The organism is Paenibacillus sp. FSL W8-0194 (genome assembly GCF_037969745.1).
Lineage (GTDB): Bacteria > Bacillota > Bacilli > Paenibacillales > Paenibacillaceae > Paenibacillus_AQ > Paenibacillus_AQ cookii.
The window spans coordinates 5141036-5153386 of record NZ_CP150205.1 but is presented as its reverse complement, the minus strand read 5'-3'; the positions used below and the strand labels follow the sequence as shown (position 1 = coordinate 5153386).

General features: G+C 57.3%; 14 protein-coding genes. 11 read left to right on the top strand and 3 right to left on the bottom strand.

The genetic code is table 11. The annotated features are described in order from the left end of the window. Positions 1-52 precede the first annotated feature (52 nt). From MKY58_RS23810 to MKY58_RS23795, 4 genes are all read left to right on the top strand, one after another. Complete coding sequence (locus tag MKY58_RS23810; protein WP_339322376.1) at positions 53-391, top strand: STAS domain-containing protein; 339 nt, start codon at positions 53-55, stop codon at positions 389-391. 19 nt (positions 392-410) lie between these two features. Then, positions 411-860 (top strand): anti-sigma B factor RsbW, encoded by a 450-nt coding sequence (rsbW, locus tag MKY58_RS23805; RefSeq protein WP_036712833.1) that lies wholly within the window; start codon positions 411-413, stop codon positions 858-860. Continuing rightward, positions 857-1627 (top strand): sigma-70 family RNA polymerase sigma factor, encoded by a 771-nt coding sequence (locus MKY58_RS23800; protein WP_339322375.1) that lies wholly within the window; start codon positions 857-859, stop codon positions 1625-1627. Before rsbW ends, MKY58_RS23800 begins: the two co-directional genes overlap by 4 nt. Before the next feature lie 154 nt (positions 1628-1781). After that, on the top strand, positions 1782-2762 hold the full coding sequence (locus tag MKY58_RS23795; protein ID WP_339322374.1) for a magnesium transporter CorA family protein: 981 nt from the start codon (positions 1782-1784) through the stop codon (positions 2760-2762). A gap of 107 nt (positions 2763-2869) precedes the next feature. Here the strand turns inward: MKY58_RS23795 and MKY58_RS23790 are convergent, their stop codons facing one another. Together MKY58_RS23790 and MKY58_RS23785 are read right to left on the bottom strand one after the other, a co-directional pair. Continuing rightward, positions 2870-3199 (bottom strand): DUF5665 domain-containing protein, encoded by a 330-nt coding sequence (locus tag MKY58_RS23790; RefSeq protein ID WP_339325237.1) that lies wholly within the window; start codon positions 3197-3199, stop codon positions 2870-2872. Between the two features lie 110 nt (positions 3200-3309). Beyond that, a complete protein-coding gene (locus MKY58_RS23785) occupies positions 3310-3711 on the bottom strand; it encodes a YtxH domain-containing protein (protein WP_339322373.1) in 402 nt (133 codons plus the stop codon). A gap of 214 nt (positions 3712-3925) precedes the next feature. Between MKY58_RS23785 and MKY58_RS23780 the strand changes: the two genes are divergently transcribed. Together MKY58_RS23780 and MKY58_RS23775 are read left to right on the top strand one after the other, a co-directional pair. Further along, positions 3926-4930, top strand: coding sequence for an asparaginase (locus tag MKY58_RS23780; RefSeq protein WP_339322372.1), 1005 nt, complete (start codon positions 3926-3928; stop codon positions 4928-4930). 218 nt (positions 4931-5148) lie between these two features. Then, a complete protein-coding gene (locus MKY58_RS23775) occupies positions 5149-5871 on the top strand; it encodes a pirin family protein (protein ID WP_339322371.1) in 723 nt (240 codons plus the stop codon). A gap of 95 nt (positions 5872-5966) precedes the next feature. On the opposite strand, the gene MKY58_RS23770 is transcribed toward MKY58_RS23775, so the two are convergent. After that, the gene (locus tag MKY58_RS23770; protein ID WP_339322370.1) at positions 5967-6191 is read right to left on the bottom strand and encodes a DUF1128 domain-containing protein; all 225 of its coding nucleotides are present in this window, start codon (positions 6189-6191) and stop codon (positions 5967-5969) included. A 238-nt stretch (positions 6192-6429) separates the two neighbouring features. Between MKY58_RS23770 and yyaC the strand changes: the two genes are divergently transcribed. The 5 genes from yyaC (at position 6430) to MKY58_RS23745 (ending at position 12296) form a co-directional block, all read left to right on the top strand. Continuing rightward, positions 6430-7011 (top strand): spore protease YyaC, encoded by a 582-nt coding sequence (yyaC, locus tag MKY58_RS23765; RefSeq protein ID WP_339322369.1) that lies wholly within the window; start codon positions 6430-6432, stop codon positions 7009-7011. 93 nt (positions 7012-7104) lie between these two features. Then, positions 7105-7890, top strand: coding sequence for an alpha/beta hydrolase (locus MKY58_RS23760; protein WP_339322368.1), 786 nt, complete (start codon positions 7105-7107; stop codon positions 7888-7890). A 327-nt stretch (positions 7891-8217) separates the two neighbouring features. Continuing rightward, positions 8218-8895, top strand: a complete 678-nt coding sequence (locus tag MKY58_RS23755) for a DUF6483 family protein (RefSeq protein WP_339322367.1) — start codon at positions 8218-8220, stop codon at positions 8893-8895. A gap of 11 nt (positions 8896-8906) precedes the next feature. Beyond that, positions 8907-10085: an SAM-dependent methyltransferase gene (locus MKY58_RS23750; RefSeq protein ID WP_339322366.1), complete on the top strand. Its 1179-nt coding sequence runs from the start codon at positions 8907-8909 to the stop codon at positions 10083-10085. A 48-nt stretch (positions 10086-10133) separates the two neighbouring features. After that, positions 10134-12296, top strand: coding sequence for an O-antigen ligase family protein (locus tag MKY58_RS23745; RefSeq protein WP_339322365.1), 2163 nt, complete (start codon positions 10134-10136; stop codon positions 12294-12296). Positions 12297-12351: the final 55 nt, after the last annotated feature.

Sequence of the window (12351 nt, the reverse complement as noted above, 5' to 3'; positions counted from 1 at the left end):
GCACATGCGATGGATATGACGAAATGAAATCAATTTTCGGGAGAGAATGTCTATGAATGCAAATAAAAACGATAAATTCAAAGCAACGACAGAAAAAAACGGAAATTCTTGCACCGTATATTTGGCCGGAGAGCTGGATTTGTCGGTAGCCCCTGATTTCAGGCTCGTCATGGAGCCGTTGGTATCGGACGCGGGGATCGATCTGATCGTCAACCTGAAGGATTTGAAGTATATCGACAGCACCGGGATCGGAATTCTGCTCTCCATTTTGAAAGCCAGACACGGCATGGAAGCCCGCTTCCAGGTAGAGCAGGTTCCTCCGCAAATCCAGAAGCTGTTCGACATGACGGGCATCGCCAAGTTTTTCGCCCCTAATGAGAATTCCCAATAGGAAAGGATCGAAGAAAAGAATGAATGCTGAAGTTCAAAGAGTCGTGATCAGTCTGCCGGCCAGAGCGGAATACGTCGATATCGTCAGACTGAATTTATACGGGATCGCCTCGAAGATGGGTTTCACTTACGAGGATATCGAGGACATGAAGGTAGCGGTGTCGGAGGCGTGCAACAACTCGGTGCTTTATGCCTACGGCAAGCAGGACGGCATCGTGGAAGTGGCGTTTGAGGTTTTTGAGGACATGTTGTCCATTACGGTACGGGACGAAGGGGAAAGCTTTGAACGGACTTCTACGAGCGGCAGTGCGACGCTTCACGACAAGGAGCTGCTGGACGTAGAAATCGGCGGGCTTGGTTTCTACCTGATGGAAGCGCTCATGGACGAGGTCAGCATCGAAAATGCGGCCGGGCGCGGAACCAAGGTCGTGATGACCAAACGTCTGACGAGAAGCGAGGAAAAGGTATGAACGATAAAGTGACTCCCCCTGAGTCCATGAGCGAGGCCGTCGGTTTGATTTGGCAGTACCAGCAGACCAAAGACAACGAAATCGCTACCGTTCTAATCCGAAAATACGAGCCTATGGTAAAAATCGCAGCAGGCAAAATTGCCCGAAACCGCCCCGATTTGTACGAAGATTTGTACCAGGTCGGCCAAATGTCGCTCATTCGCCTGCTGCAGCAATACGACATCGAACTTGGAGTTCCGTTTGAGCCGTACGCGATGAAAAGCATGATCGGCCACATGAAAAATTTCCTTCGCGACAAATCTTGGTACATACAGGTGCCGCGGCGGATCAAGGAGAAGGGCGCGCTGGTCCAGCAGGCCATCGATGAGCTGACGGTAAAGCTCGAACGTTCGCCAAGCGTGGATGAAATCGCGGAGTTCCTGGATCTGTCGGTGGAAGAAACCGTCGAAGTCCTAGCCGGACGGGAATGCTATCATTATGTGTCCTTGGATTCCCCTTTGTCCCAGGAAGAAACGGGGGCGACGCTCGGGGAATTGATCAGCTCCGAAGCGGACGACTACGATACGGTCGAAAAGCGGATGGATTTGCAGCAAGCGTTGAGCCAGCTGAAGGAACAAGAGCAGCGGGTGCTGCTGATGGCTTTCCAGGACGGAGAATCCCAGCGCTCGATCGCCCAGAAGCTGGGCGTTTCGCAGATGAGCGTTTCGCGCATCCAGAAGCGGGCCACCGAAAAACTGAAAGAAATCATGTCGAATTCTTCGTTATGACGGACAAGCTTTTTTGCGGTTGCGCTCATGGCGGGAAGGTTATAGATAGGACACGCAATGGATTTCTCCATCGAGAACTTGCGTGTCCTTTTGCATATCCGAAAGGCGGATGATGCCTTGCTATTCGCAGTTTAACGAAAGGGGCGCTTAGCCTATGAAGAACAACGGTTCCAATGCGGCACAGCACCGCTTGCTCCACTTTGCCGGCGGATGGCGATGGTACGATGTGGCCATGGAAGACTCGTCCCATGAATGGCTTCAGAGGCTTCGGGAGGAATCCCCGGCGATCGACGAGTGGCTGCGCGTCATTCCGAAGGTGAGCGAAAATTATATTTCGGTCCGGTTTCCCGATGGCGCGGAAGCCGTTATTTTCGGTACGCTGCCATACTCCGTCAAAAGCGAGGTCACGGGCGCCGGCCCGGTGGACAGGCTTCATTTTTTCGTAAACGATCAGATGCTGGTCACGATCAACCTGGATCCGAACACCAGGGAGATGATGGCGGCCAAAGAAAGAACGTCGATGCTGCAGCAGTGCCCGAACGCCGTCGACGGTATGTTCGTGTTGGCAAGGACGCTGCTTCATTATTTCCATCAAGGGCTCGACCGCTTCGAGATGAATTTGCGCGCCATCGAACGCGCGATGGAGATGGACAATCAGCGCCATCTGATGGATAAAATTTTGAACTCCCGGTTCGAGCTGTTGTTCTGGAGCAATTTGTTCACCCCCTTTGACGAGTTGATCGCGGCTGCCAGGGAAGGGTATCTGGATAGGCTGGAGTCAAGCAAACCCTTCCTGCGGCTGCTCCATCGGATGGAACGGATGGATAGGGCCTTCCGGCATTACGAGGACGAAATCGATACCCTCATTGCCATCGACGACGCCGTGTCGGCGTTTCGCGGCAATGAGATCATGAAGACCCTCACGATCGTCACCTCGATCTTCACGCCGGCCACCGTGGTCGGGGCGATATGGGGCATGAACTTCGATAACCTGCCGGCGATCAAAACCCCCTGGGGGTTTGTGTCCGTCATGTTCGGCACGCTTCTGTTTACGCTGGGCATGTACTGGTGGATGCACAGCAAGGGCTGGACCGGGGATTTGCTGAGGGTCAAAGGGCGAAAATCCAAAATATGACGGCATCCGACACGGAACTTCGGACACCGGTCGCGTCACGAAAAAGCGGCCCCGGAAGGAATTCCGGGCGCCGCTTTCCGGTTAAAAAACGCTGAACCTGCGCCGGTTCAGCGTTTATATTGGTTGATATAGTGCAGCAGGTTGGCGATATATTCGCCGATGACGGGCATTTTGACGAACAGGCTGAGAATGTACCCGAGAACCCCCAAAATGACGAACGTGCCGATGGAGAGCCCGAGCCCGCGGGCGATGCCCGAAGTGAAATTGGTGATGATTCTTTTTTTCGGATTCGTATAATTTTCAAGAATGTCCTTGATTTCGGCCTTTTCGAGCGAATCGGCGATTTGGTCCAGCCGCCGGTTGAGCCTTTTGACCTCATGCCTCAGCTCGAAAGGATGTTCATCGACGCGATACGGGCTTATTTTGCTCATGTTCATCCCTGCTTTCTTCCGGCGCGCGGGCGCCTTCAATGTCGCTTGGGTCGCGGAAAAAGCCAGCCGCTTCGGCTGGCTTGCGGACGAATCGTTCATTCGGCAGCAGGAGGCTGTTATTCCATTTTGCCCGCGGCTGTTTGGGAGGCATCCTCCGCCGCCGCTTTGACTTTATCGGAAGCGTTTTTGGCGTCCTCCGCCAGATCGGCGGAAGCCTGTTTCACGCTTTCCATGATGCTGTTTTTGCCTTCGTTCACCGATTTGGCCAGCTCCGTCGTTTTGGAAGAGACCGATTTGGCGACATCGGACGCTTTTTCGCCCAGGGTGGACGCGAGTTCCTTCGATTTATCCGTCACGGTGCTGATCGTTCCGGACAAATCGCCCCGCAGCTCGCGGCCCGATTTAGGGGCGAACAGCAATGCCGCGGCCGCGCCGAGCAACCCGCCGACCAGCGCCCCTTTGAGGAAGGTAGAGGTGCCGCCGCTTTGTACTTGGCAATCCGTTTCCGTCTTATTCATCGAAATCACTCCTTGTTTTATGATGATGGCTTGAGATTGGCCATGATAGGGTTTGTCCTTGCTTATTTCGTATTTAAACGGTCTTATGGGGCCTGAAACAAAAATCATGAAATGCGCAGCGAAAGAAAATAATGAACTATATTGCGGCAGTCTTCAAACTCTTCGGAATAAGTTGTATGATGGATAAGCGATTAGCTAAAGGAGAGATGGTTTGATGGAACCGGTATTGATCAAGGAATATCGCGCGGGCATCATGGAATGCTCGCATCATGGACATATATGCGTCGTCGACGATCGCGGGAAAACCTCGGCTTACGCGGGAGATCCGGATTTCGTAACCTTCACGCGTTCGGCCGCGAAACCCCTTCAGGCGATCGTTGCGATCCGCGGAGGCATTGCGGCCCATTACGGGCTGGACGACAAGGAGATCGCCATCATGACCGCATCGCACATGGCGCAGCCTGAGCATGTGGACGTGCTCGAAAGCATCATGAAGAAAACGGGACTGACGGAGTCGGAGCTCGTTTGCGCGGCAAGTTATCCCTGGAACGAAGAAAGCAAGGAAGAGGTGCTGCGCCGGCAGGGCGGCAAACGCCGCTTGTACCATAATTGTTCCGGCAAACATCTCGGCGTGCTTGCCTACTGCAAAATGAAAGGATACCCGCTGGAAGGGTATGCGGATCCGGGGCATCCCGTACAGCAGGAAATCATCGGGACCGTGGCGATGATGTGCGGCATTCCCGCGGATCGCATCGAACTCGGTACGGACGGCTGCGGTTTTCCCGTTTTTGCTTTGCCGCTTTCAGCGATGGCTGCGGCCTACGTGAAGCTTGCTTGCCCGGACCTCATTGCGGATGAAGCCGTCAGGGAAGCGGTCAAAACCATTGTCCGGGCGATGAACCAACATCCGGAGATGGTGGGCGGCCGCGGCCGCGTCGATTCCCTCGTCTTGCAGGACGGAAATATCGTCGCCAAGGGCGGCTTCAAGGGCGTGTACTGCTTCGGCCTGAAGAAGGAACGCCTCGGCATCGCCTTTAAGGTATTGGACGGGTCGGAAGAAGAATGGGGCTGGATCGTCGAGTCCATCCTGGAACAAATCGGCTACGGCAACCACTCGCTCATCCGGGAATTGCGCGAGTCTTTTACGCATGACATCTATAATGACGAAGGCAAAAAGGTTGGGCATGCCGATGCCGTATTCCGGCTGCAATCGGTATAACGCCTAAGGATGCCTGCGCAAGGTGCCACCCGGCACCGGATTCGTTTTTTTCGCGCCTGGCATCCCAAAGAGAATAGGAATCCGCATGAAATCCCTTCCGGATTGCAGGAGGGATTTTTTTGTTTTTGAATGTGATTGAGCGGTGAAGGTTAGGGGTAAGAATTACGTAATCAAGACCAACCTTTTTTGAGAAAGACATTCATGGAGGTGGATGTAAAATGATTAAAGTAGTGACTTCGGCGGAGCGTCATACTTCGGAGAAAGGGTGGATCCACAGCGAATTCAGCTTTTCTTTTGCCGACTACGATGATCCGAGCAATTCGCATTTCGGCTGCCTGCTGGCGCATAACGATAATTGTTTAAGTCCGTTGCAAGGCTTTAAGAAACATCCTCATCATGATTTGGAAATCGTCAGTTACGTCATCTCCGGCACGCTTGAGCATAACGACAGCCTGGGCAACGCGCAGCGCCTTCCGGCCGGCACGGTCCAGGTGATGAGCGCAGGCACCGGGATCGAACATGCGGAGACGAATCCGTCCGAAGACGAACCTGTCAGGTTTATGCAAATGTGGTTTTTGCCGTCGGAACCGGGGCACAGGCCGTCATGGACGTCCCGCCTGCTCACCAGGGAGGAGCGTTTGAACAAGCTGGCGCCGGCGGTGACCGGAAGGACGCAAGGGCAAGAGGGGATCCGGATACATTCGGATATTTCCCTTTACATTCCGATCTTGGAAACGGGCCAAGAGATCGTGTTCGATCAGCAGGAGGAAAGACGGACTTATTTGTTCCTTATTTCCGGCCACCTGGAAATCGGCTGCAATGACGGCACTTTCCAGCTTGAACCGGGGGATGCCGCCCGGATCCGCAACAACTGCGACCTTCACATCAAAGGGACGAGCAGCGACGGGGACGCGGAATTCGTGCTCGTGGATCTTCCCTGAAATGAGCCGGCTCGTAGAAAAGCCCCCTGCGGCCTTCCTTCGTACACGTTGGAACGATAAGGATCGACAGGGGGCTTTCGTATTCCGCGGAAAACTTATTTGCTGCGTAAGCGGCCAAGCTCCGACACCAAGGCTTCCACTTCGGAAATGCTGAGGTTCGATTTGGTCATGACAAGCTCGTAGACATCGCGGATGTCTTCGTATTGATCCACCGAAAAGGCGGTGGAGCTCATGGCGGCGCCGCTGGCCATTCGAAGCTTGCTTTTGATCTGTTCGATCATGTATTCGATATTTTCAGCCGTTTTTTGCGATAAATCCATGGGGAGGTTCATCCTTTCCAGTTTCTTTTCTTCATATGCAGCCGTTTATCATTTCCCTTGCCCCTTCGAAGTACGAGAACAGGCTGGAAGCCAAATCCCTTCCTTCGGGGAATCGGCGGGCTGTACCCATTGTAGCATGTCTTGCCGCCCGGCACAGGAAAATGATTTTTCTTGCCGGCTATTTTGCAGTAAAATCAAAAGGAATATGTTGATCAACCTGCAAGGGAGGCACTAGGCCTTGTCGAATCAAGACTTCCGCCCCGGCCGAGATAAGGGCGGGAACGGTCGCAAAACGGATGCGGACGGGCTTCGCGCTTTTTTGGCCGACATCCGCAGCCGCCATGAGCCCTCCGCCGTAACCTTTTTGTGCATCGGCACGGACCGGTCCACCGGCGATGCGCTCGGCCCGCTGACGGGAAGCGCGCTTTCCGCCTGCGGTTTCCCCCATGTCATCGGAACGTTGGCGTCCCCGTGCGATGCCTCCAGCCTGGAAGCCCGTTTGGCGGAAATCCCGGAAAGCCATGTCGTGGTCGCGATCGATGCATGCTTGGGACAGCCGCAGTCCGTCGGAAGCTTCGTGGTTGCGGACGAGCCGCTGTTTCCCGCCAGATCGGTGGGACTCTCGCTTCCGCCCGTCGGAAATTACAGCGTCGCCGCGGTCGTGAATGCGGTCGGCCCCAAGCCTTATGCCACGCTGCAGATGACCTCGCTGCATCACGTGATGGCGATGGCCGGCCAGATTGCCTCCGCCGCGGCGGAAGCGTTCGGACTGGCGGCCGAGGCGGGCGCCAACCAGGCCTATGGTTGGCCATTCATTTAAATGTATGGGAATGCGGTCCGGAATATGGCTGCATGATGGGATTGGAACCGAAAAAGCGAATACAAAAAATCCTCACGAAAGAAGGGTTTCACGATGGATAAAGTAGTTTGCGACGGATATACGCTTTGTTATGCCGATCGGGGAGAGGGAGAGGCTGTCGTGCTGCTCCACGGCTTCTGCGGCAGCTCCGCTTACTGGGAGCCGCTCGTGCCGCTCTTATCCGGCAGCCTCCGCTGCATCGTGCCCGATTTGCGCGGACACGGCTCGTCGGATGCCCCGCTGGGAGCGTATTCGATCGAGCAAATGGCGGACGACGTCCTGAAGCTTCTCGACGAGCTGAACGTGGAGAAGGCGACGATGCTGGGGCATTCTATGGGCGGATACGTTACGCTTTCCTTCGCCCAGCGGTATACCTCGCGGTTAAACGGCTTCGGCCTCATCCATTCCACGGGATACGCGGATGACGAAGCGGGCAAGGAAAAGCGGCTGAAAGCCGTAAGCACCATCCAGACGGAAGGAATGACCGCGTTTATCGACGGCCTGATTCCGGGATTGTTTGCGCCAGGCACCGCGAAGTCCCGGCCCGAGCTGATCCAAAAGGCGAAGGAAATCGGCTATCTCACGCCGCCGCAAGGCGCCGCAGGCGCGGCATTGGCCATGCGCGAGCGGCCGGACCGCCGCGACGTCATTTCCGCTTCGGCGCTGCCGGTCCTGCTGGTGGCGGGAGAACATGACGGCATTGCCCCTCCGGAAAAAGTGTTCTCCTCGGACCGCCCGAACATCACGAAAGCAACGATCAAGGGCGCAGGCCATATGAGCATGATGGAAACGCCGGAGGAGCTGGCCGGCATCGTCCGGAGCTTCTTGAAGGAAAGCTGAGTGCCCGCGGCCCTCGTTCATGCGCTGAAAATTTCATCCCGTTACAGCTTCATGCCATAAATCAAAGCCGGAGCCCTAAGAACAAAGGGCTCCGGCTTTTTGCGCCATGAAGGCAGCGGCTTGAATCCGGTTTATCCGGGCGTTTTTCGGGCGGGCCGCTGGCTTTGGCATGCCGAATAGCATACAATCATTAAAAAGAAAGATCCTCGTGGCATAAAACGCGGTCTTCCCGGGCATCAAGGTTCAACTTGTACCAGAAGGCAAGAAAAGGGAGGCTTCGTGATCTTGCCTATCGCTTAATCATTTTGGAAAGGGTTGAGGAGCGTCATGTTCAGGAAAGACTATTTGCTGCAAATGGTAGAGGATATGGTTGAAATGGTCGGCAAAGTATTCGGGCTCAAACAACAGAAAAAATACACCGAGGCTCTATGGGAAATCGACGACCTGCTGAGCAAAAATTTCCGCCTGAACTCGAAGCTTTTGAATTCCCTGTCCGTTGAGGATATCATAGAGATGTTTCGCCTGGGGGGCGGGATCGAAGCCGACAAGCTGCAAACGATCGCCAGGCTGCTTCAGGAAGAAGGCGGGGTATACTTGGATATGGAGCAAAAGGACGAGGGGCTGATCCGCCTTATGAAATCGCTGCATCTGTATCTCTATGCCGACCTGCACGGAGCGGACCATACGATGCTGAAGCTGCCCGAGCGCGTGGCCGAGCTGAAGGAAGGGATCAAAGGCTACAGGATTCCGGCCAAAACGGATCGGCTGCTGCTCCGCTATGAAGAAGAGCGGGGGCGGTACGACGAGGCGGAGAACACCCTGTACAGGCTGCTCGATCAGCAGGAAATCACCGAAGAGGAAGGCCTTGCCTTCTATCAAAGACTGTTAACGAAAAGCGACGAAGAGCTTGAAGCGGGCGGGCTTCCGCGGGAGGAAGTGCAGGAAGGCTCGGAAGAACTGCAGCGCAAAGCAAACAAGCCGCGTTTGGAAAATACGAGAAAGTGAGATGTACCCTCTTGGAATCTTTACGCAAACTCATCCATGACATCACGGAAGAAACGACATTGATCACGGCAACGCTGAGCCAGCTGCGCAAGCGGGAAGGCGCAACCTTTACCAAGGTGCAGATCAAGCCGGTGGAGCTGAAGAAAAAAATACATTATCAATTCGCTTACGTGTATGCGAACAAGGTCGTTCACCAGAACGTCCCCGCGGAAGAAGCGGAGGAGGCGATCATGCGCCTGTTCGAGCAGACGTTCCGGCAAGGAATGATCTGCACGCCGGATGCGGACTACCAAATCTTGATCAGCAAAAAATACAAAGTATCGATCCTTACCAAATCCCCGACCAAAACCTCCGCCGATTTGGCGCATAACCGCAAGAAAAAATATGTGCTGGAGGAAGGGCATCCGATTTCGTTCCTGGTCGAACTGGGTATAATGAATGAACAAGGGAAGGTTTTGGCCCGAAAATACGATAAGTTCAAACAGATCAACCGTTTCCTGGAGATGGTGGAGGACGTGCTCCCGGCGCTGCCCGAGGGACGCCCGCTGACGATCGTCGACTTTGGCTGCGGCAAGTCCTACTTGACCTTTGCGCTCTACCATTACCTGTCCATCCAGGAACGGCGGCCGCTGAACGTCGTCGGGCTGGATCTCAAAGCCGACGTCATCGAACATTGCAACCGACTGGCGGACAGGCTGAATTACAGCAATCTGCGGTTTTTGGTCGGGGACATCGCCGACTACGACGAACTGGAACAGGTCGACATGGTGGTGACGCTGCATGCCTGCGATACCGCTACCGATGCGGCATTGGAGAAGGCGGTCCGCTGGAACGCTTCGGTGATCCTTTCGGTTCCGTGCTGCCAGCACGAGCTGTTCAATCAGATCGAAAGCCCGGTCATGGAGCCGCTGCTTTCGCACGGCATTCTGAAGGAACGTTTTTCCGCGCTGGCAACGGACGGAATCCGGGCCAAGCTGCTTGATATTCTCGGCTACAAAACGCAACTGCTCGAATTCATCGATTTGGAGCATACGCCGAAAAACATTTTGATCCGGGCGGTAAAAAGCCAAGGCGGCAACCGGGAGCAGCTTTGGCGCGAGTACACGGCTTTCCGCGATTTCCTTCACGCCGAACCTTATTTGGAAAAAGCGTGCGCGGATTTGCTGCCGGGAAAAACCGACGGGAAGTAAGGATTTGAACGTTTCGGGCAGGAAGAAAAGGCGATGGGGGGCGGGAGCGTGAGACGCTCTGTGCTGGGAATCATGGGGGCCGCGCTGATCGCGGTGCTGCTCATGTCTTGTCTGAAATCCGGCTTTTATTTTACGTCCGATCTGTATCCGGCCTGGATGCTGTACGGCCTGCTGCCGTTTTTTGGCAGCGTTGCGGCTTTATTGCGCCGTTTGGCGGTATCCGAAAACGAAAAGCGGATCGCGCCTGCAGCTGTTTCCGCTGCGGAAAGGCTGCTGATCCTGAGTCCGTTTATATTGATGACCGTATATGCCCTTCACTGGCTGCTGGGGCCCTTGTCCGTTCACGGAACGGCAAACCAGCTGCTGCGATGGGGGTTTTACGGTCTTTTTGCCGTTTCGGCGGTTCGGATCGCCCGCTCCGAGGGAGGGGAAAAGGTGCTCGCTTCGGCCTGGCACGCGGCTGGGGCGCTGCTGTGCGGTTCGGCGCTGCTGGCGGTTTACGGCATCCTTCCGCTGCCGCATGCGGTCGTGTTCACCTCGAACGCCGGGATCAGCGCCAGCGGGGCCAGGCTTGCCGGCCTGGTCGAATACCCGAACACGTTCGGCCTGTTGATGGCCGCTTTCCTGCTGGAGCGGCTCTTTGCGCTCGCCGCCCTGCTCCGGCGGGAACCCGGAGCAGGGGAGATCCGGCTGCTGCGGGCTGCGCTCCCGCTGCTGCCGTACGCCGCCGCGCTGCTCCTCAGCGAGTCGCGCGGCGCGTGGCTCACGGCCGGCGTTGCCGCAGCCGCCGGCCTCGCCCTGCAGCGGCGGCGCAGCTTCGCGCCGCTGCTGCTTGCGGCCGCGCCCTTCATGCCGGCGCGGCCCTGCTGTACCGCCAGCTGGCAGCCGCCGCGCTGGCGGTACAGCCCGCCCCCGGCCTGCTCGCGCTGGCCGGGGCGTGAAGCCGGCAGCCTGCTTGCTTGCCGCCTGGGGCTTTGCCGCCTCGCGCGCAGCGGGGCGGCTTCCCGGCGCCGCCTGGCCTGGGCGGCAGGCGGCCTTGTCGCGGCCGCGGGGATGGCCGCGGTGTTTCTGACGGCGCAGGAGCGCATCGTCCGAAACTTCGGGACGGCCACAGCGCGCGGCGCGATCTACCGCGATGCGTGGGGGCTGTTCATGCAAGCCCCCTGGTTCGGGCAGGGCGGGGAGACGTGGCGGCTGTCGTACCGCGCCGTCCAGTCCAATCCGTACGTCGGCAGCCAGGTGCACAGCGGTTACCTCGACATGCTGCTGAACACCGGCGTTCTCGGCACGTCCGTCTTATTGTTGCTGCTTGGCGCCATCGGCCTGCTGCTTATCCGCCGCCGCCGCGAGCTGCTGCCGGTTTACGGCGTGTTTGTCCTGCACGGGGCCGTCGACCTCGATTTCAGCTTCGGCCTCGTTTGGCTGCTGATATTTCTGCTTGCGGCATGGGGGCTTTCCTGTAAAGCGGAGGAAATCCAAGCTGGTGCTGAGCTCGGGGAGGATCAGGGTTATGCGGTTTTGGCCAGGCCCGTAGCGGCGGCAGGCCGTTTGGTGCGCCGGGCCGATCCGATCGCATCCGGTTATAGGCACCGGGCATACGGACCGGCGGTGCTCCTGCTGCTTTGGCTTGGCGTCACCGGCGCCGGCATGTGGCTTGCTTTCCGCGGAGAAATGGCCCACCGGCTGCATCGGCAGGCGCTGGCGGCAGCGGCTCCGGCCAAGTCCGCCGCGCTATTGCGCTCCTCGCTGCAGTGGAATCCGGCCGATGCCGGGACGGCGATCGAGCTGGGGCGCAGGCTGCCGCCCCGGGAAGCCGAGGCGGTGCTCAAGCGGAGCCTGTCCTATTCCCCGGGGCATCCCGGCCTGCTGTTTGCGCTGGCGGACAACGCCGTCCAGCGGGGAGATGCCTACGCCGCCGCCTCGTGGGCTGAGGCGGGGTTCCGCCGCGACAAATACAATGCGGCGGAGCAGACGAAAAGCCTTGAGGGGCTGTTCAAGCTGGCGCGGCGCAAATGGATGTCCGGCAGCGTGGCGGAAGCCCGGCGGGTCCTGGACGCGGGGCTCGAGCTTTACGGCGATTACGCGCGCCGCGCCGCGGACCCGGACCAGGTTCGGGTCCGGAACGACCGGGAGTTCCGCCTCACCCGCGAAGCCGAGCGGTGGGGCCGCGAGCTGGCGAGCCTGGAGCATTCCCTTCCTGACCCGGAATGAACCCGTCCGCGGGAAGAGGCCCTCGGGCTACCGAACTTACGCCCCCAGGGCCCTT

Excerpts from the sequence above, each read along its gene's own strand:
- MKY58_RS23810 (WP_339322376.1), top strand. The coding sequence starts at position 53 with ATGAATGCAAATAAAAACGATAAATTCAAAGCAACGACAGAAAAAAAC.
- rsbW (WP_036712833.1), top strand. The coding sequence starts at position 411 with ATGAATGCTGAAGTTCAAAGAGTCGTGATCAGTCTGCCGGCCAGAGCG.
- MKY58_RS23800 (WP_339322375.1), top strand. The coding sequence starts at position 857 with ATGAACGATAAAGTGACTCCCCCTGAGTCCATGAGCGAGGCCGTCGGT.
- MKY58_RS23795 (WP_339322374.1), top strand. The coding sequence starts at position 1,782 with ATGAAGAACAACGGTTCCAATGCGGCACAGCACCGCTTGCTCCACTTT.
- MKY58_RS23790 (WP_339325237.1), bottom strand. The coding sequence starts at position 3,199 with ATGAACATGAGCAAAATAAGCCCGTATCGCGTCGATGAACATCCTTTC.
- MKY58_RS23785 (WP_339322373.1), bottom strand. The coding sequence starts at position 3,711 with ATGAATAAGACGGAAACGGATTGCCAAGTACAAAGCGGCGGCACCTCT.
- MKY58_RS23780 (WP_339322372.1), top strand. The coding sequence starts at position 3,926 with ATGGAACCGGTATTGATCAAGGAATATCGCGCGGGCATCATGGAATGC.
- MKY58_RS23775 (WP_339322371.1), top strand. The coding sequence starts at position 5,149 with ATGATTAAAGTAGTGACTTCGGCGGAGCGTCATACTTCGGAGAAAGGG.
- MKY58_RS23770 (WP_339322370.1), bottom strand. The coding sequence starts at position 6,191 with ATGGATTTATCGCAAAAAACGGCTGAAAATATCGAATACATGATCGAA.
- MKY58_RS23760 (WP_339322368.1), top strand. The coding sequence starts at position 7,105 with ATGGATAAAGTAGTTTGCGACGGATATACGCTTTGTTATGCCGATCGG.
- MKY58_RS23755 (WP_339322367.1), top strand. The coding sequence starts at position 8,218 with ATGTTCAGGAAAGACTATTTGCTGCAAATGGTAGAGGATATGGTTGAA.